The 18,655-nt window shown below is 71.3% G+C and carries 13 protein-coding genes; 7 read left to right on the plus strand and 6 right to left on the minus strand.

Annotated elements, in window-relative coordinates; all coding sequences use genetic code 11:
* Together ACFVAV_RS00165 and ACFVAV_RS00170 are read right to left on the minus strand one after the other, a co-directional pair.
* A complete protein-coding gene (locus ACFVAV_RS00165) occupies positions 1 to 3,876 on the minus strand; it encodes a DEAD/DEAH box helicase (RefSeq protein WP_379029857.1) in 3,876 nt (1,291 codons plus the stop codon).
* 143 nt (positions 3,877 to 4,019) lie between these two features.
* The gene (locus ACFVAV_RS00170) at positions 4,020 to 5,828 is read right to left on the minus strand and encodes a DEAD/DEAH box helicase (protein ID WP_379027931.1); all 1,809 of its coding nucleotides are present in this window, start codon (positions 5,826 to 5,828) and stop codon (positions 4,020 to 4,022) included.
* A gap of 62 nt (positions 5,829 to 5,890) precedes the next feature.
* Here ACFVAV_RS00170 and ACFVAV_RS00175 point away from each other — a divergent pair, with 62 nt between their 5' ends.
* Positions 5,891 to 6,760: a carbon-nitrogen hydrolase family protein gene (locus ACFVAV_RS00175; protein WP_379027932.1), complete on the plus strand. Its 870-nt coding sequence runs from the start codon at positions 5,891 to 5,893 to the stop codon at positions 6,758 to 6,760.
* Positions 6,761 to 6,770: 10 nt separating this feature from the next.
* The gene (locus ACFVAV_RS00180) at positions 6,771 to 7,391 is read left to right on the plus strand and encodes a phosphoribosyltransferase (protein ID WP_379027934.1); all 621 of its coding nucleotides are present in this window, start codon (positions 6,771 to 6,773) and stop codon (positions 7,389 to 7,391) included.
* A 7-nt stretch (positions 7,392 to 7,398) separates the two neighbouring features.
* On the opposite strand, the gene ACFVAV_RS00185 is transcribed toward ACFVAV_RS00180, so the two are convergent.
* Both ACFVAV_RS00185 and ACFVAV_RS00190 read right to left on the minus strand, forming a co-directional pair.
* Positions 7,399 to 8,577 (minus strand): amino acid deaminase/aldolase, encoded by a 1,179-nt coding sequence (locus tag ACFVAV_RS00185; protein ID WP_379027936.1) that lies wholly within the window; start codon positions 8,575 to 8,577, stop codon positions 7,399 to 7,401.
* 48 nt (positions 8,578 to 8,625) lie between these two features.
* Complete coding sequence (locus tag ACFVAV_RS00190; protein ID WP_379027938.1) at positions 8,626 to 9,072, minus strand: TetR family transcriptional regulator; 447 nt, start codon at positions 9,070 to 9,072, stop codon at positions 8,626 to 8,628.
* A gap of 434 nt (positions 9,073 to 9,506) precedes the next feature.
* Between ACFVAV_RS00190 and ACFVAV_RS00195 the strand changes: the two genes are divergently transcribed.
* Positions 9,507 to 10,250, plus strand: a complete 744-nt coding sequence (locus ACFVAV_RS00195; RefSeq protein WP_379027939.1) for a tyrosine-protein phosphatase — start codon at positions 9,507 to 9,509, stop codon at positions 10,248 to 10,250.
* Between the two features lies 1 nt (position 10,251).
* Here ACFVAV_RS00195 and ACFVAV_RS00200 read toward each other — a convergent pair whose 3' ends face one another.
* Both ACFVAV_RS00200 and ACFVAV_RS00205 read right to left on the minus strand, forming a co-directional pair.
* The gene (locus ACFVAV_RS00200) at positions 10,252 to 11,511 is read right to left on the minus strand and encodes a class I adenylate-forming enzyme family protein (RefSeq protein WP_379027941.1); all 1,260 of its coding nucleotides are present in this window, start codon (positions 11,509 to 11,511) and stop codon (positions 10,252 to 10,254) included.
* Between the two features lie 82 nt (positions 11,512 to 11,593).
* Positions 11,594 to 12,388, minus strand: a complete 795-nt coding sequence (locus tag ACFVAV_RS00205) for an enoyl-CoA hydratase/isomerase family protein (RefSeq protein ID WP_379027943.1) — start codon at positions 12,386 to 12,388, stop codon at positions 11,594 to 11,596.
* Between the two features lie 166 nt (positions 12,389 to 12,554).
* On the opposite strand from ACFVAV_RS00205, the gene ACFVAV_RS00210 reads away from it, so the two are divergent.
* The 4 genes from ACFVAV_RS00210 to ACFVAV_RS00225 are packed head-to-tail and all read left to right on the plus strand — an operon-like array spanning position 12,555 to position 18,647.
* Positions 12,555 to 13,292 carry a hypothetical protein gene (locus tag ACFVAV_RS00210; protein ID WP_379027945.1) on the plus strand — a complete coding sequence of 246 codons (738 nt, stop codon included), beginning with the start codon at positions 12,555 to 12,557 and terminating at the stop codon, positions 13,290 to 13,292.
* Entirely contained in the window at positions 13,289 to 14,260 is a 972-nt protein-coding gene (locus ACFVAV_RS00215) for an ATP-binding cassette domain-containing protein (protein WP_379027946.1), read from the plus strand. The genes ACFVAV_RS00210 and ACFVAV_RS00215 overlap by 4 nt, the downstream gene beginning before the upstream one ends.
* Complete coding sequence (locus ACFVAV_RS00220; RefSeq protein ID WP_379027948.1) at positions 14,257 to 15,039, plus strand: ABC transporter permease; 783 nt, start codon at positions 14,257 to 14,259, stop codon at positions 15,037 to 15,039. Before ACFVAV_RS00215 ends, ACFVAV_RS00220 begins: the two co-directional genes overlap by 4 nt.
* 5 nt (positions 15,040 to 15,044) lie before the next feature.
* Entirely contained in the window at positions 15,045 to 18,647 is a 3,603-nt protein-coding gene (locus tag ACFVAV_RS00225; RefSeq protein ID WP_379027950.1) for an ABC transporter ATP-binding protein, read from the plus strand.
* Positions 18,648 to 18,655: the final 8 nt, after the last annotated feature.

Genomic DNA, 18,655 nt, shown 5'->3' on the forward strand with positions numbered 1-18,655 from the left:
CTAGCCCAGCCGGAGGAATCCGGCCAGCGCGGCCAGTTCTTCCGGTGTGTCCGGCAGGTACTCGGTGAGCAGCGGCGAGCGGATCACGATCGCCTTCCACATGGCCCGGCACAGCGTCGCGTGGATCACGGTGCGCGACAGCAGCGGTCGCATCCCGAACGGCGCGTCGGCGGGCGTGGACGTGGTCATCGACAGCACGACGACGGCGGCTTCCCGGCCACGGAACCGGTCGGGCGTGCCGACCAGGACGTCCTCGATCTTGGCGCGCGCCAGCAGGGTTCGGATCCGCGCCACCTGCGCGGCGTACGGCGCCACGACGAACACGTCGTGCGGATGCAGCCGACGGGCCCGGCCACCGGAGGTCCAGGTCTCGCCGAGCAGGGCGCGCACCCGGCGCACCACCTCGCGCGCCTCGGCATCGGATTCGGTGGCACTGCCGCGATGCTCGACGAGCACGGTGCTCACACCGGGCGCGATACCGGCCAGATCCCGGGCGAGGGTGATGGTTTCGCTGGCCCGCAGCCTGCCGTCATAGCAGCTCGCCGACACCGGCTCGCACAGCGCGGGATGCATGCGCCAGGTGCGATCGAGGAAGTAGCCACGTTCGGCGGGCAGGGTGGCGGCGCCGTCGCACAGCCATTCCAGCGCCGAGACCTGCACCCGCTGCGGGTGCGCCGCCTGCGCGGGCGGCGGCACCGGGTCGCCGATCAGCAGCAGGTTGCGCGCGCTCACGGCAACCGCGACGGTGTCGGCCAGCGAACATGCCCCCGCGTCGGCGATGACCAGCAGGTCCAGCGACTCCGGCGCGATCAGGGTGTCGTCGACGAAATCGGCGGTGGTGCCACCGATCACGCACCCGTTGACGGCATTGTCGAGGAACCGCGGGTACCGGGCGGCGTCGATGGCCGACCATTCGGGGCCGACCGAGGCGACGTCCTTCTTGGCCACCAGCTCGGGCAGCAATCCGGCCTCGACGACGGCGTCGAAGATCCGCTCGATCACCGCGTGCGACTGCGCGACCACGCCGATCCGCCACCGGTGCCGGGTGACGAGCCGTTCGATCGCGCGGGCGGTGGTGCCGGTCTTGCCGGTGCCGGGCGGGCCGTGCACGGCCAGGTAGGAGGCGTCGAGGGCGCCCACCGCGCTCGCCAGTGCCGCGGCGACGTCACCGTGTACCTCCGGCAGCGCCATCCCGTCGCGCAAGCGCGGCGCGCGGCGCAGGAGCAGGTCGTAGACGGCGTTCTCGGGGACCGACGGCAGCGTCATGAGCAGGTCCTGGGCGGTGAACTCCAGTGCCGCTTCGATATCGGCTTCGCCGTCGGGCGGGCCGGGGGCGATGGCCGCGGGGAGGTCGTCGTACGGCGGGCAGCCCGCGGGGAGCAGCTCCTCCAGCCGGACGGTGTCGTCGAAGTTCGCGTCGACGGCGCAGCCGAGGACGGTCGCCGTGGCGGTGGCGCGGCGACCGAGGGTCTGGGTCATGCCCGCGGCGGCGGCGCCGTCGTAGATGGTGACCATCTGGGTGCCCGGCGTGAGCGTCGCGCCGGTACCGAGTCTGCCGGTCAGCGTCAGGTAGCGCCGCATCGTCGGAAGCTGGGGTGTGCGATGCCATTTGGTGTCGACGGTGCCCCACTCGGCGACGAGCACGCCCGGCGCGTCGGCCCATTCGCCGACGGGGTGGCCGAGGCGGTCGATGTGGGCCCACCAGCGGGGCTGGCGTTCGCGGCGGTGGTAGCCGAGGATGGCGGCCGTCAGGGCGGCGGCGCGGGCCGCGTCACCCTCGGCGGCGGCGGCGAATTCGGTGAGCGCGGCTTCCAGTGAGCCGGGTCGCAGCGACGGCGGCGCGTCGGAGTCGGCGACGGCGAACCGGGTACCCGGCACGTCGACGCCCGCGTCGGCGGCGCGGGCGAGCAGCCAGTCGCGCAGGGCGAGCACGGTGGTGGCGCGGCTCTCGGTGGCGGGGAACAGCCCGGCCAATCCGGTGGTGTCGTAGGACTGTTCGCCGATCAGCAGCGCGGTGCGCACGATGGGCGCCAGATCGAACAGGGCGCCGTCGGCCAGCAGCTCGTCGAGCAGGTCGGCGCCGGTGCCGAGACGACCCGACCAGTCGAGCAGTGCCGTCCTGACCGCCGAACCGTAGTGGTACACCCGCACCGCCGGGTCGGCCGCGCGGTGCTCGCCGATGATGTCGAGCAGCTCGTCGAGCACGTCGCCCGTCGAGTCGGCGCCGGTGCACCGGTCGACGTGGTCCTGCGGCACGCGCGCCCGGCTGATCGCGGGGCGGTAGACGACCGAGCTCGCGTCGGACAGTTCGACGGCGGTGACGGCGCCGCGCTCGTCGACGTCGACGATCAGTGCGAGATCGCCGTGGCTCTGCGCGGGCAGCGCACCCAATGCGGTGGCGTCGCGCAGGGCGAAGGCCGGTTCGCCGGTGCGCTCCCGCTGCACCTGGATCTCGGCTTGGCGGCGCAGGGCGGTCACCGTGCGCGGAGCCAGACCCGCGACCGGGGTGGTCGTCGTGGCGAGCCGGTCGATGGTCAGCACACCCGCTTCGCGCAGCCGGGCCCGCTGGGTGGGCCGAATCCCCGCAACCAGCAACAGATCCCGCGCGGTCGCCGCGGCCACGCGACAGCTCGCGCACCGTCCACACGCGAGGTAGCGCGGATCGCCCCACTGCACCGGCAGCAGTTCGGTCAGCTTCTCCTCGACGATCCGCTCCACCCGCGCCCGACGCGCCAGGTACACCGACCTGAGCTCCTCGGTCCGCGTGCGCTGCTCCCCCGCCTGCGTCGACAGATACGCCCACGGATCGATGCCGATCCCCGCAGCGGTCAGCGCCTCCGCGCACGCCGCGAACGCGATTCGGGCACGCAACGATTCACGAGGAGTGTCGGCCTCCAACGCACCGACCGACGCGGTGGCCCGCTCGAATGGCGTCCGACCAGCGGCGAGTTCGCGACGCAGCGCACGGAAATCACCACGAGGCGACGTGAATCGCGCATCGGTTGTCGCGGGCGCACCGGGTTCCCCTGGTGCCGCGGCGGCCGCATAGTCGGCGAGCCCCGGCGCTTCCGGCCCGGAGCCGAGATCACCGTGCAGCTCGCCGTCGGACTCGTCCGGCACGTCAGGACCGAGACCACCACGCAGGTGAACCCCGGCTTCGGATATCCAGCCCTCGCCGGGCACCACCCTGGATTGCGGCGCGGCAGGTGCACCATCCTCGACGACACCGGCGGGCAGGTCAGCCCCGATGCCACCACGCAGATCGCCACCGACCTCGCCCGGCAGGCCGGATTCGAGGCCATCGCGCTGGTGGACGCCGGCTTCCGGCAGCCAGTTCTCGCCGGGCACAGCCCCGGTGTGGGGCGCGGCAGGCGTAAGTGGGGCCTCGGCAGCGGCGACGCCGGTGCGTAGCGCGGCGGGAACATCAGCCCTGGCATCGCCGGTGCGCTGCACGGCAGTGACGCCGACCTCGGCAGATCCGATGGCGATGTGCAGCGTGTAGCGCTGGGCCCCCGCATCGCGGACAAGAAGGTCGGCGCCGCAGGCGAATCGGCCGTCGAAGAAGACCGCGCCGTGGATGGCGGCGGCTCCGTCACGCAGCGCCGCCATGGTCTGTTCGGCGGCGGTGGTGAGTGCGGCGATCCGGGCGGCGGGTGTGGCGCCGGGTACCTCGGGTGACGGGATGCGGATCAGGGTGTCACCGAAGTGGCCCAGCAACTCCGGCGCCACCTCCGCCGGGCGGACGACGGAGGCGGCGGCGTCCGGCGCGCCGGGGAGGTTGCCGAGGGCCGCGTCGACGGCGCGCAGCAGCGCGAACTCACAGTCCGCGGCGCGCACGAGGTCGCCGACGGCACCGATCACCCGATCACCGGACACGAACAAGCGCGGCCCTCCTGTGTTCACGCACACCCGACGGCAAACACCTTAACCAGCACCGCGGGCTACCAGGGCGCTACCCGCGGCATGTCGAACTTCGCCACGGGGTGTGCCTTCGCCGATCCCTGCGAAGGCGCCCGGCGTCAGGACCTCGGCTTGCGCCGTTCAGTCCGCGGACGCGCCTCGCGATCGCGCCGCGGGCCGCGCGAGTTCAGCCGCTGCGCCGGCGGGCCCTGATCGGGCTGCAGCTGGATCAGCACACCGCTGATCCTGGTGCGGCGCAACGCTTCCAGCGTTTCGTTCGGCAGGTTGGCCGGCAGCTCGACGAGGCTGTAATCGGGCCGGATGCTGATGTGCCCGAAGTCGCTGCGGCGCAGGCCGCCCTCGTTGGCGATGGCGCCGACGATCGCGCCGGGCACCACGCGGTGCCGCTTGCCGACGCTGATCCGGTAGGTCGCCAGCTCCTGGCCGCTCTCGCGGGAGAACGACGGGGCACGGCGGCCACCGTCCTCGTCGTCGTAGCGGCGCGGGGCGCGCTCCCGGTCGCGGTCGCGGTCCCGATCGCGCTCGCGACGCGGCGCGGGCTCCGGCTCGGGCTCCATGAAGAAGTTGTCGCCGTCGAAGCCGCCGACGGCCAGCGCCGCCGCGATGTCGACCAGCGGCGTGTTGTGCTCGGCCTCGTAGTCCTCGATCAGCTTGCGGAACAGCGCCACATTGTCCGAGGACAGGTTCTCGGTGATCGCGTCGCCGAACTTGGAGACGCGGGTCGCGTTGACGTCGTCCACACTGGGCAGCTGCATCTCGGTGAGCGGATGCCGGGTGGCGCGCTCGATCGACTTGAGCAGATGACGCTCGCGCGGCGCGACGAACAGCAGCGCCTGACCCGAGCGGCCCGCGCGACCGGTGCGGCCGATGCGGTGCACGTAGGACTCGGTGTCGTGCGGGATGTCGTAGTTGACGACGTGCGAGATGCGCTCGACGTCGAGACCACGCGCGGCCACGTCGGTGGCGACCAGGATGTCGAGCGCGCCCGACTTCAGCTGGCCGATGGTGCGCTCACGCTGGTTCTGCGCGATGTCACCGTTGATCGCCGCGGCGGAGAAACCACGCGAGCGCAGCTTCTCGGCCAGCTCTTCGGTGGCCTGCTTGGTGCGCACGAAGATGATCATCGCCTCGAAGTCCTCGACCTCGAGCACGCGAGTGAGGGCATCGAGCTTGCGCTGATGCGACACCTGCACATAGCGCTGGGTGATGTTGGTGTTGGTCTGGGTCTTGGACTTGACCGTGATCTCGACCGGCTCGTTCAGGTACTGCTTGGAGATCTTGCGGATCGCGCCCGGCATGGTCGCGGAGAACAGCGCGACCTGCTTGTCGTTCGGGGTGTCGCGCAGGATGCGCTCGACATCTTCCTGGAAGCCCATCTTGAGCATCTCGTCGGCCTCGTCGAGCACCAGGTAGCGCAGCTGCGACAGGTCGAGCGTGCCCTTCTCCAGGTGGTCGATCACACGGCCGGGGGTACCCACGACCACGTGCGCGCCGCGGCGCAGACCCGACAGCTGCACGCCGTAGCTCTGCCCGCCGTAGATCGGCAGCACGTGCAGACCGGGAATGTGCGAGGAGTACTTGCCGAAGGCCTCGGCGACCTGGATGGCGAGCTCACGCGTCGGGGCCAGCACCAGCGCGCTCGGCTTCTTCTGGGCGGTGTCCAGACCCATCAGGATCGGGATCGCGAAGGCGGCGGTCTTGCCGGTGCCGGTCTGCGCGAGGCCGACCACGTCGGCGCCGGACAGCAGCGGAGGAATCGTCGCCGCCTGGATCGGGGACGGCGACTCGTAGCCCACATCGGCGATGGCCGCGAGGACGCGGTCATCGATCCCGAGATCGGCGAAAGTCGGGCCTTCTTCGTGCCTGTCGTCGTCGGCAGGAACGCTGTCGACCTCATTGGTACTCATTGACCAGCAGTTTACTGCCTGACGGTAGCTGTCCCGGCCACCGGGTGAATACGGTGAGACCTATGCAACTGCAGAACGGGTCAGCGCATCAGGGACCGGCGCCCGCCGAGGTGCCGATCGCGGTCGTCCAATTCGCTCCCCAGACCGACCCCGCGGCCAATCTGGCCACGCTGCGTGAGCACGTCCGCACCGCCGCCGAGGCAGGCGTCCGGCTGGTGCTCGCACCCGAATACTCGATGTTTGCGGTGACCCGGCTCGACGAGCGGGTGGTGGCGATCGCCGAGCCGCTCGACGGCCCGTTCACCACCGGACTCAGCGCGCTGGCAGCCGAATTCGGGGTGTATCTGGTGGCCGGTGTCGTCGAGCTGCCGACACCGGGTGCGACCAGAATCAGCAATACTCTCGTCGCCCACGGGCCCGACGGCACGCGCGTCGCGGTGTACCGGAAAGTGCATCTGTACGACGCGTTCGGCTATCTGGAATCCGATGTCGTCGAAGCCGGCCCGCTCGTCGCGCCCGCCACCTTCGCCGTCGACGGTGTGATATTCGGCATGCAGACCTGTTTCGATCTCCGTTTTCCGGAGGGATGTCGGCGTGTCGCGGCCGCGGGTGCGCAGGTGCTGCTGCTGGCCGCGCAGTGGATTCCCGGTCCGGCGAAGGTCGACCAGTGGACGACGCTGCTGCGCGCCCGCGCGATCGAGAACACGATCTACGTCGCGGCCGCCGATCAATCTGCGCCGCGTGGCTCGGGCGCGTCGATGATCGTCGACCCCACGGGTGCCGTCCTCGCCGAACTCGGCGACGAGCCGGGCGTGCTCACCGCGTCGATCGACCCGGCGCACATCGCGCGCGTCCGGACCGCCAACCCGAGCCTGGCCCTGCGCCGTTTCGCAATCACCGAGCGCGTATCGCCGGAGCCCGCCGCGGAGTAGCGTTCGAGACGTGGTCTACCCGGATCGAGCAGCGGCGGGCCGCGTCCTCGGCACGGCCCTGGAACACCTGCGGGACTCGCAACCGCTGGTGCTCGGGCTCCCGCGCGGCGGAGTCCCGGTGGCCGCGGCCGTGTGCTCGGTCCTCGGCGGTGAGCTGGACGTGCTGCTGGTCCGCAAGCTGGGCCTGCCCTGGCAGCCGGAGCTGGCGATGGGGGCGCTCGGCGAGGGCGGTGTGCTCGTGCTGAACCGGGATGTCATCGACCGCAGCGGGGTCTCCCAGGACGCGTTCGACGAGGTCGAACGGGATGAACGGATCGAGCTCGCCCGCAGGCAGCACGCGCTGCGGACCGGCGATCCGGTGTCGCTGACCGGGCGCACCGTGGTGATCGTCGACGACGGCATGGCGACCGGCGCGACCGTGGTGGCCGCGTGCCGGGTCGCGCGGGCCCAGGATCCCGAGCGGCTGGTGGTCGCGATGCCGGTGTCGTCTCCTGAGGCCGCGCGCCGGGCCCGACACGAGTGCGACGAGTTGGTCTGCCTGTGGACACCCGCCGAACTCGGCGGAGTCGGCATGGCCTACCGCGACTTCCATCAGCTCGCCGACGACGAGGTGACCGAGCTGCTGAGCTAGGGCCCGCTCAGCCGAAGCACTGCCCCTCGCCGCGGTAGGTCGGAACCGTCGTCCGCGAGCCGGATTCGTCGACCAGGTGGATCTCGGCGAAGCGTTCGCACAGCTCGCCCGCCTTGGCGTGCCGGAACCACACGCGATCGCCGATCTCGAGTTCCGCGCCACCTGCCAGCGGGGTCTGCACCTCGCCCGCGCCCTCGGCACCGAGCAGCTTCAGGCCCGCGGGCCACACCGGCAGCGGCACCCGGCTCGGGCCCGCCGGACCGGAGGCGATGTAGCCGCCCGCGAAGACGGTGGCGATGGTCGGGGTCGGCTTGCGCAGCACCGGGGTGGCGAAGAACAGCGCGGGGCGCGGGGTGAACGAGCGGTAGTGGTCGAACAGGGTCGGCACGTACAGCCCGGACCCGGCGGTCACCTCGGTGACATCGGGATCGGTGATCGACACCTCGATCGACCCGGTGCCGCCGCTGTTGACGATCTCCAGCGGTCCGGTCACCATGCGCACGGCGTCGAGCACCTGGCCGCGCCTGCGGCCGATCTCGACGGCCGAGAGCCGCTTCACCACCCGCACCGCGGGGTTGCTGTCGGGCAGACCGGCGATCTGGGCCTCGTAGGTCATCACGCCGACCACGTCGAATCCGCGCCTGCGCGCGTCGGTGGCCAGCACGGCGGCCTGGTCGGGGGTGCGCACCGGCGAGCGGCGGGTGCCCAGGTGCAGCGGGCCGATCCGCAGGGCGGCGTCGACGTCGAGGCAGACGCGGGGGCGGACCAGGTCGGTGCCGAGCGCGGCGCGGGTGAGTTCGAGCTGGGCTGCATCGTCGATCATCAGGGTGATCGAGCTGAGCAGGAGCGGATCGGTGGCGAGTTCGGCCAGCGCGGCCCGGTCGGTCACCGGGTAGCCGAGCAGGACGTCGCGGGCGCCGAGGCGGGTCAGCCAGATGGCCTCGCGCAGCGAGTAGGCCATGATGCCGGCGAAGCCGCCCTGCGCGGTGAGACCGGTGCCGAGGACGCGTTCGAGCACGGCGCGGCAGCGCACCGATTTGCTGGCCACGCGGACCGCGACACCGTTCGCGCGGCGGACCAGGTCGGCGGCGTTGGCGTCGAGGGCGGTCAGGTCGACCGCGGCCAGTGGCGGGTCGAGCTCGGCGGTCGCCGCGTGCAGACCGGGCAGCGATGTCGTCTGGGTCACTCGACTACTGAACCACCAATTTGGTCGGTCGTCCAGTATCGCAAGGGGTCAGACTTCGACGGCCTTGAGGGTCAAGCAGCTGACCAGGTCATCGATGACGACGAGCGTGGTCTCGTCGTTGCCGTCGGCGAGCCAGCGCAGGACCGTGCCGTAGAGCACCGAGACGATGTAGGTGGCGACCGAGTCCAGCGGCTCGAGCCACTGGGTGCCCGAATGCTCGGCGCACAGGCCGAGGAAGGCGACGGCCTCGTCGTCCATCTGCCGGAACAGCGCCGCGGCGGTCGGATCGCCGACGGTCTCGCCCGTCGACGACCACCGCAGCCGCAGGGTTTGCAGCGTGGCCTCGTAAGCCGCGATCCGACGGTCCGGCGCAGCCTTCACCAGCGGCCAGTAGGCACTCATGCCCGCGTGCAGCAGCATGCGCAGCGCCCGGATGCCGGTGGCGTCGCACCCCGCGGCGGCTTGTTCCACAGCGAGGCATACGGCAGGTCGCACGGATGTTTCAGTAAGTTCACGACTGATGCTCAACGACAACTCCTCGGCAACAAATTTCGCTACCCGCTGCGATGCGAGCTAAGTGGAGAAGATCGATCAGGTGCGATCAACCTATCCAGCGAGCTCGATCTTAGAAGGTTTTCTGGATTCACGAACTGATTCAGCCGTCCTTTTCAGACTGAAAGATTGTTTTGTTATCCGAATGCGACCTTTTGTAAAACCGACCATACGGCTTGAATTAGTTCGCATTCCCAGCATCCGGCACCCCCACGCCATGATCTGACCCCTGGTCGAGTGTACAAGTGGCCGCAGATGACGCCCGGGTTCCTGTGGGCGACAGCACAGTGGCACCCCGCGGAACGGACACCACACAGTGCGTGTCGGATCCGCGAACTCCCTCGCGGAGCCGGCCGTCGCGTCGATAACCTGGACGAGTGACTCTCTCGCCTCCTGCCGACCAGTTCGCCATCAGCGGCACCTTCAATTTCCGCGATGTGGGCGGGCTCCGCACCGCTGACGGTACGACGACCCGACCCGGTGTGCTGCTGCGCTCGGCCCAGCTGAGCGGACTCGACGCGCAGGGCCACGACACCCTGCGCGCGCTGCGCGTCACCGACGTGCACGATCTGCGCGGCCTCGCCGAGATCGATCACATCGGCCACGACACGCTGCCCGACGGCGTGCGCCTGCACGTCACCCCATTCGACTCCCGGATGGGCGAGGCGCCGCCGCACGAGACGCAGCAGACCTCGGCGCGGGCGCACATGATCGAGGTCTACCGGCTGTTCCCGGTGATGCCGGAGGCGCACGCGGCGATCACCCGCCTGGCCACCTCCATCGCCGAGGGCGACGGCGCCGCGCTGGTGCACTGCGCGGCGGGCAAGGACCGCACCGGCTGGGCGGTCGCGACCGTGCTGCGCGCGGTCGGCGTCACCGAGGACGACGTCTACACCGACTACCTTGCCAGCAACGCCGCCGTCGAACCGCTGCGGACGATGCTGGAGCCGAAGATCGCCACGGACGGTGCGCTGTCGATCGACCTGCTCGGCGTGCACGAGGAGTACCTGCGCACCGCCGACGTCTCCGTGCACGAGACCTACGGCGGCACCGAGGGCTATCTGAGCGCGATCGGGCTCACCGGCGCGCTGCGCGAGGCCCTGCGGACCCGATTGATCTGACCTACAGGCCGCTGACCCGGCGCTGCCGCACCGGCAGCACCGCGCGGACCAGGCCGTCGGCCTCGATGCTCACCAGATTGCCTGTGTGGAACCAGGTTCCGCTGAACCGCGCCATCGAGGCATCGGGGTCGTTCCAGTAGCGCCTGCTGACATTCGGCCCGCGGCACAGCAATTCGCCGCGGCCCGCGCTCGCCTGCGGCCCGGACAACGCCAATTCCGTTCCGCCGAACGCGAATCCGAGGGTGGACCCGGATTCGGCGAGGTCGGTGTCGTCGACCATCAGGCCGATGCCGCTGGTCTCGGTGGCACCCCAGACCGACCACTGCCTGGCCGCGGGAAACAGCCCGCGCAGCGCCGCGGTCAGCGTGGCGGGAGCCGCGGCGGCGGCGCGTTCGGACCGGTGGCAGGCCTTGCTGATGCGCCGCACGCCGGCGCCTGTCTGCCGCGCGGCGAGTTCGGGCAGGAGTCCGGTGAAGATCCGCGGTGTCGCCGAGACCGTGTCGATCCGCTCGGTCTCGAGCACGTCGGCGAGGTCGCGCGCGCCCGGCGCGAGCACCACCGTGCCGCCGACCGCGAAGGTCGGCAGCAACTGGTCGACGCAGCCGCTGGCATGGGCCAGCGGCAACAGCACCAGGTTGCGCATGCCGTCGTCGGACAGCTCGAGCGCGCCGATCACCGAGGACACCGCCGAGAGCAGGTTCTCGTTGGTCAGCTCGACGCCGGTGGGCACCGGCCGCCTGGCGGCGGTGCCGGTGTAGCAGAGCAGCGCCGGATCATCCAGTGCCGCACCGTCGTCGATGTAGGCGGCGCTGTCGGGCAGCGGGCCGTCGGCGCCCAGCACGAAATCGGCGCGGCTGTCGGCGATCACCCGCTCGGCGACCGCGGCGGGCAGCGAGTCCGGCACCAGGACCGGCACCGCGCCGGAGAGCAGCGCGCCGAGGAAGGCCTGCACCCAGCGCGCGCTCGTCGGCATGTGCACCGCGACGCGGTCGCCGTAGCCGACGCCGTGGTCCTGCAGGCCACCCGCGATCCGCGAGGCGCTGTGCCACAGGTCACGATAGGTCAGGCGCGGCCCGCCGACCTCGACGATCGCCTCCCGGCCGGTGAACGCGTGCACCCGCAGATCGAGCAGCTCGGTGAGGGCCGGGCTGAGATCTCCGTAGCGAAGGATGCCGTCGGAACCCCTGGTCAGCCGCCCGGCCGCACCCTTGGCAGGGAACTCGATGATGGTTGCGCCCGGTTCGTGCTCGCTCTGACCCATCAGGACCTCCACGTACGTCGATGCAGCACCGCACCTGTGACTATATGACGTGGCTCACATCATTGTCAGGCGGTCGGCGCGGTCATTCGCCGCGATAGGTCGCTTTGCCGGGTCCGACCTCGAGGAAACTGAGCACGGCGCCTTGCAGATCGGCGGTGGCGAACAGCTCGCCCGACACCTTCGGCGTCACCGAATCCGCGTGTGCCACACCGCCGGAACGCCACGCCTCGATGATCTGCTTGGTCGCGGCGTGCGCGCGGGTCGGACCCTCGGCGAGGCGGGTGACCAGCGCACGGGCTGCGGTCTCGAGATCCTCGTGGATCGCGTTGACCACACCCCACTCCGCCATCGTGGCGGCGTCGTAGAGGTCGCCGGTCATCACGAACTCGCGGGCGCGGCCCGAACCGGCCCGCTCGGCCAGCCGCTGCGGGCCACCCATCGACGGCGTCAGGCCAACGACCGTCTCCACCAGCCCGAACTTCGCCTTCGGCGCGGCCAGGATGATGTCGCAGGCCAGCGAGATCTCGAAGGCCGCGGTGAGGGTGAGCCCGTGCGCGGCGAACACCACCGGGCACGGCAGCGCCTCGAGCGGGTGGATGATCTGCGCGAACAGCTCGCGCCACAGCTGCGCGCCCTCCTCGACACCGAGCCCGTAGAAGACGTTGACGTCGACGCCGCCCGAGACGACCTTGCCCTCTGCCCGGATCAGCACCGCACGCGGCGGCTGCGCGCTGACCGCGGCGATATCGGCGATCAGTGAGTTCATGAGCTGGCGATCGAAGAGGTTCAGCGGCGGGTTGGCCAGGGTGATCGTCGCGATCTCGGCACCGGCTTCGGTGAACTCACGCGTCAATCGGGTCGGCTGCGTTGCACTCATTCGGTCAGCGTAGAACCAGCGCGGGCTCGCGGACAGTACCTACCGGCCGGAGACCGTGCCCACATCGTGGAACCAGCGGGGTGTCGGCGCTCGTTGGCATGATGAGCTGTCGGGGACCGCGGTGCCCTACAGTTCGTTTCGTCTGGGCGAAGAGGAGGACGACGCCGTGTTCAACAAAGCGATCGAAAAGGCCGTGGTCGATGTACTCGACACCGGGTCGAAACTGCAGGCGCCCGCCGTGCGTCGCTACGTCGAATTCCTACGTGAACGTCATCCCGGTGAGAACCCCGCCCAGATCGTGGCACGGCTGGAGAAGCAGTATCTGCTCGCCGTCACCGGCAGCGGCGCCGCGGTCGGCGCGACCGCGGCGGTGCCCGGGATCGGCACCATGGCCGCGCTCGGCGCCATCAGCGCGGAGACCGTGTTCTTCATGGAGGCCTCGGCCCTGTTCACCCTCGCCGCGGCCTCCGTGCACGGCATCGAGCCCGAGGACAATGAGACCCGGCGCGCGATGGTGCTGGCGGTCGTGCTCGGCGACACCGGCATGGCGATCGTGCAGAAGGGCCTCGGCACCTCGTCCAAGAACTGGGCAGGCATGGTCGCGAACAGGGTGCCCGGGATCTCGGCCATCAACAGCAAGCTGCTGCAGCAGTTCATCAAGCGGTTCATCACCAAGCGCGCGGCGCTGATGGCGGGCAAGATCCTGCCCGCCGGCATCGGCGCCGCCATCGGCGGTGCGGGCAACCGGGCGCTGGGCAAGATGACGATCGAGAACGCGCGCAAGGCTTTCGGGCCCGCGCCCACGTTCTGGCCGACCCCGCTGCACCGCGTCATCGACGCCGATCCGCTGCCCGCCATCGACGCCAGGCCGGCGAAGAACGCCGCGCCGGCGAAGAAGCGGTGACCGGGCGGCCCGGCGACGCTGTGCGGGTGCGCGGCGTCGGCAAACAGTTCGACCTCGTCGACGCCGTGCACGACATCGACTTCGCGGTGCCCGCCGGTGCGGTCACCGCGCTCGTCGGGCCCACCGGCGCGGGCAAGTCGACGGTGCTGCGGATCGTGCTCGGCCTGCAGCAGCCGACCGCCGGCAGCGTCGACATCGACGTGCCGGGCACCGGTCCCGGCGCGGTCGGCGCGGTGCTGAGCCCGCGCGGCCTGCATCCGGCGCGCACGGTCCACGATCACCTGCGCTGCTACGCGCCGCTCGCAGGCGCGTCCCGGCGACGCGTCGACGCGGTGCTCGAGGAGACCGGGCTCGCCGCCATCGCCGACACCGTTGTCGCCCAGCTGCAGCCGGGTCAGGAGACCCGGCTCGCGCTGGCGACCGCGCTGCTGGCCGATCCCCCGCTGCTCGTGCTCGACGATCCGTTCACCGGCGCCGACGGCTACGAACGCGGCTGGCTGCACGACCTGCTGCGCCGCCATGTCGGGCGCGGCGGCACCGTGCTGGTGAGCTCCGACAAGCTCGCCGACGTGGTGTCGACGGCCGATCAGCTGGTCGTGCTGAGCGAGGGCGCGGTCGTCTGGCAGGGGACACCGGCCAAGCTGCGGCGCGGACATCCCGACCGGCTAGTCGTGGCCGCCTCGCCCTCGATCGCGCTGGCCACCGCGCTCGCCGCGCAGGGCTTCACCGACGCGGTGATGCGGCCCGACGGACGGCTGGCGGTCGCCGAGGCGAGCGAGTCGACCATTCGCGCGGTCGCCGAGGCCGCGCAGGTGCGGATCGGCAGCATCGTCACCGATCCGATCCACCCCGACCGGGTGCTCGCCTCGCTGACCAAACCGCGCAGGCACCGGTACTCACCGCCCGTGCCACCGGCGAATCCCGCCGCGTTCGCCCCGGCGCCGACTTCGTATGGGATGCCACGATGACCGCTGTGCTGCCCGCCGATCTCCTGCCCGGCATCGAGTCCGAGGCGCGCAAGGTCGTCGCGGTGCGCCCGGCCCGCTTGCTGCTCGGCGCACCCGTCGTGCTGGCGCTGGTCGCGACGCTGATCACCGCGCTCATGTCCGGGCCTGCCGATCCGAAGGGCCAGCCCGCCACCGGCGCCGCCACGATCGGGCTCTATCTCGGGATGATCGCGGTGTTCGTGGTGGCCGCGGTGCTCGGCATCGCCGCGACCGGCGGTGAGTACCGGCGCAAGACCATGGCGCTGACGGTGCTGTTCGCACCCGACCGCGATCAGCTGGCCACCGCGAAGTACGCCACGACCGCCGCGTTCGCCGTCGCCGTGGCGCTGGCCGCCGAACTGGTGAGTTTCCTGGTCCTGCTGGCCGCCGGGCGCGGCAAGTTCGAGCTCGGCTGGCAGCTGATCGAGGTGCTCGGCGCTGGTCTGCTGGTCGCCCTGTGCTGGGCGGTGATCGGGGCGGGCATCGGGCTGCTGCTGCGCACGGTCAGCGGTGCGGTCTGGCTGGTGCTGGGCTGGGCGTTCGTGCTCGAACCGCTGATCTGGGTGGTGGCCAAGGCCTTCGGGGCCGGTGGCTTCGCGGCCATCCTGCCCGTCTCCACGACCGTCGCCGGGGTGAGCGCCGGTTCGTTCCAGGAGGCCGAGGTCTTCGCGCCCACCCCGGCCGCCCTGGTGATGCTCCTGCTGTGGACCGCCGCGATCGGCGCCGCGGGGTGGTGGGACCTGCGCACCCGCGACCTGTAGCGCCGGTGGCCGCCACCGAACCGGGCTGGATCCGCAGACTCTGGCGCCTGAGCCTGCAGCACCCCCGTCTGCTCGCCGGCATCACCGTCTCGGTGCTGGCCGGTGCGGCGGTGTCGATCGCCGCGCCGCTGGCGACCAAACGCGCCGTCGACGCCGCCGTCGCGGGCGACACCACCGTCATCGGCGCTGCGGCGGCATTGCTCGCGCTGCTCGCCGTCGGCCGGTTCTTCGTCACCTTCGCGCGCAGGCTCTGGGCGGGCAAGCTGTCCCTGGAAGTCCAGCACAGCCTGCGGGTCTCACTGCTCGCCGCCCTGCAGCGGCTCGACGGTGCGGGCCAGGACGCGATCCGCACGGGCCAGGTGGTCTCGCGTTCGATCACCGACCTGCAACTGGTGCAGGGACTGCTGGCGATGGTGCCGTGGTCGGGACTGGCGGTGCTGCAGTTCGTGCTGTCGGCGGTGGTCATGGTGTGGCTGAGCCCGCCGCTGGCGCTGGCCGCGCTGCTGGTCGCGCCCGCGATGGCGGTGGTGGTGCTGCGATTGCGGCCGCGCCTGTACGCGGCGACCTGGTCGGCGCAGCAGCGCGCCGCGGACCTCGCCGAACACGTCGAGCAGACCGTCACCGGGGTGCGGGTGGTGAAGGGGTTCGGGCAGGAAGCCCGGATGGTCGACGTGCTCGAGCACCACAGCCGCCGCCTGTTCGCCGAGCGGCTGCGCGCCGCCAGGATCAATGCCAGGTTCGCGCCGGTGGTCTCGGCGCTGCCGCAGGCCGGGCTGGTCGCGGTGATCATCGTCGGCGGGGTGCTGGCCAGGCACGGCGCGATCGGCGTCGGCACCTTCCTCGCGTTCACCGCCTACCTGGCCACGATGACGTCCTCGGCCCGCACCATCACCTCGGTGGTGATCATGGGTCAGCTCACCAAGGCCGCCGTCGACCGGGTCTTCCAGGTGATCGACGCCGCGCCGGTGCTGGTCGATCCCGAGCGGCCGGTCGCGGTGCCGTCCGGCCCGCTCGGCATCGAATTCGACGCGGTGAGTTTCGGTTTCGAGGCCGATCAGCCGGTGCTGCAGAACCTCGATCTGACCGTGCGGCCCGGTGAGACGGTCGCGATCATCGGTCCCGCCGGCTCGGGCAAGTCGACGCTGTCGCTGCTGCTGCCCCGCTTCTACGCGCCCGACGCGGGCCGGATCAGCCTGGTCGGCGCCGACGGCACCACCGCCGACCTGGCCGACCTGCGCGCCGAGGACCTGCGCGGCGCGCTCGGCGTGGTCTTCGATGATCCGTTCCTGTTCTCCGACACCATCGCCGCCAATATCGCCCTGGGCAGGCCCGATGCCACCGACGCCGAGATCGCGGCCGCCGCGACCGCCGCCGCCGCGGACGAGTTCATCGCCGCACTGCCCGACGGCTACGACACCGTCATCGGCGAACGCGGCCTCACCCTGTCCGGCGGGCAGCGCCAGCGCATCGCCCTGGCCAGAGCGCTGCTCACCCGGCCGCGCGTGCTGGTACTCGACGACGCCACCTCGGCCGTGGACGCGGTCACCGAGGCCGAGATCTTCCGGAGGCTCCCCGATCCTGGCGGGCGGACGACGCTGATCCTGGCGCACCGCGAGTCGACACTGGCCCAGGCCGATCGCGTCATCCGGCTGCCCGCGCCTACCGGCTCGGCGGTGCCGGCGGCGACCTCGCTCACCAAGCGCCTCCCCGACGGCGGCAGGCCACGCTCGATGGCGGCCGCCTCGGCCGATCTCAGCGAGACCCCCGAACTGCGCGCCGCCGTCGACGCGCTGCCACCGGCCACCGAAGAACCCGGCCTGCCCGGAGACCTGCGCGCTCCCCAACCCGATTTCGGCCTGCGCGCGCTGCTGCGCCCGGTGCGCGGCCTGGTCTGCGCGGTGATGGCGCTGCTGATCGCCGACGCGCTGATCGGCGTCGCCTTCCCGCCGCTGGTCCGCTACGCCATCGACACCGGTGTCACCGCGGGCGACGGCACCGCGCTAGCCGTCGCGGGCGCGATCGGGATCGGGCTGGTGCTGGCCGGGCTGCTGGTCGGCGTCGCGGTCACCGTGCTCACCGCGCGCACGGGCGAACGCGTGCTGTTCGGGCTGCGGGTGCGCAGCTACGCCCAGTTGCAGCGGCTCGGCCTGGATTTCTACGAGCGCGAACTGTCCGGCCGGATCATGACCAGAATGACCACCGACGTCGACGCGCTCTCGACATTCCTGCAGACCGGCGTCGCGACCGGGCTGGTCGGGCTGATCACCCTGATCGGCGTCGCGATCGGCCTGGTCTTCATCGATGCCGGGCTCGCGCTGATCGTGCTGGCCACCGTGCCGCCGATGCTGCTGGCCACGCTGGCGTTCCGCCGGGTGTCCTCGGTGGCCTACACCGTCTCCCGCGAGCGGGTCTCGGCGGTCAACGCCGATTTCCAGGAGAACATCGCCGGCCTGCGCGCGGTGCAGGCCGCGCGCAACGAGCCGACCGCGGCCCGCCGCTTCACCGAGTACTCCCACCGCTATCGCGACGCGCGCATCCGCGCCCAGCGCGCGATCGCGGCCTATTTCTCCTTCGGCCTGGCCTGGGCCGACCTCGCCCTGGCCGTGGTGGTCTACCTCGGCGCGAACGCGGTGGCCGACGGGCGAACGACCACCGGCACCCTGGTCGCCTTCGTGCTGTACCTCGGCCTGCTGTTCGGCCCGATCCAGGAGCTCTCGCAGGTGTTCGACGGCTACCAGCAGGCCAGGGTCGGCCTGCGCCGGATCGGCGACCTGCTGCGCACCGAGTCCTCGATCGCGGCTGATCCGCCGGACGCGGTGACCGTCGAGCGGCTCGACGGCGAGGTCGTCTTCGACGACGTCGGATTCCGCTACCCCGGCGCCAACGCCCCCGCGCTCGACGGCGTCTCCTTCACCGTCCCGGCCGGGTCGACACTGGCGCTCGTCGGCGCGACCGGCGCGGGCAAATCGACGATCGTGAAGCTGCTGGCCCGTCTCTACGACCTCCCGGACGACCCCGCGGCCGGCTCGATCCGCGTCGACGGTGTCGATTTACGTAAATTTGTGCTCACCGACTATCGGACGCGGCTGGGAATTGTGCCCCAGGAAGCTCACCTGTTCGCCGGTGACGTCGCGAGCAACATTGCATTCGGGCAACCTTTCGCCACAACGGTGGACATCAGCACCGCGGCCGCGAAGGTCGGCGCGGCGGAAATGATCGCCGGATTGCCCCGAAAAATGAACCAACCGGTCGGTGAAAGAGGGCGTGGATTGTCCGCCGGTCAGCGTCAGCTGATCGCGCTGGCCCGGGCCGAACTGGTCGACCCCGACCTGCTCCTGCTCGACGAGGCCACCTCCACCCTCGACCCGGACACCGAGGCATCGGTGCTGCTAGCGAGCCGATCGCTGGCGCGCGGCCGGACCACCGTCGTGGTCGCGCACCGGCTGGCCACCGCGGCACGCGCCGACCTGATCGGCGTGGTCGAGCAGGGCCGGGTCGTGGAGTTCGGGTCGCACCACGAACTGCTGGCCCAGAGCGGACGTTACGCGCGACTCTGGGCGACGGGCGCCGAAGCCGAGGGAATACTGTCGGCGCGTGACCGGTCGTAGCCGGGGAG

Source organism: Nocardia sp. NPDC057663 (assembly GCF_042799895.1).
Classification (GTDB): Bacteria; Actinomycetota; Actinomycetes; order Mycobacteriales; family Mycobacteriaceae; genus Nocardia.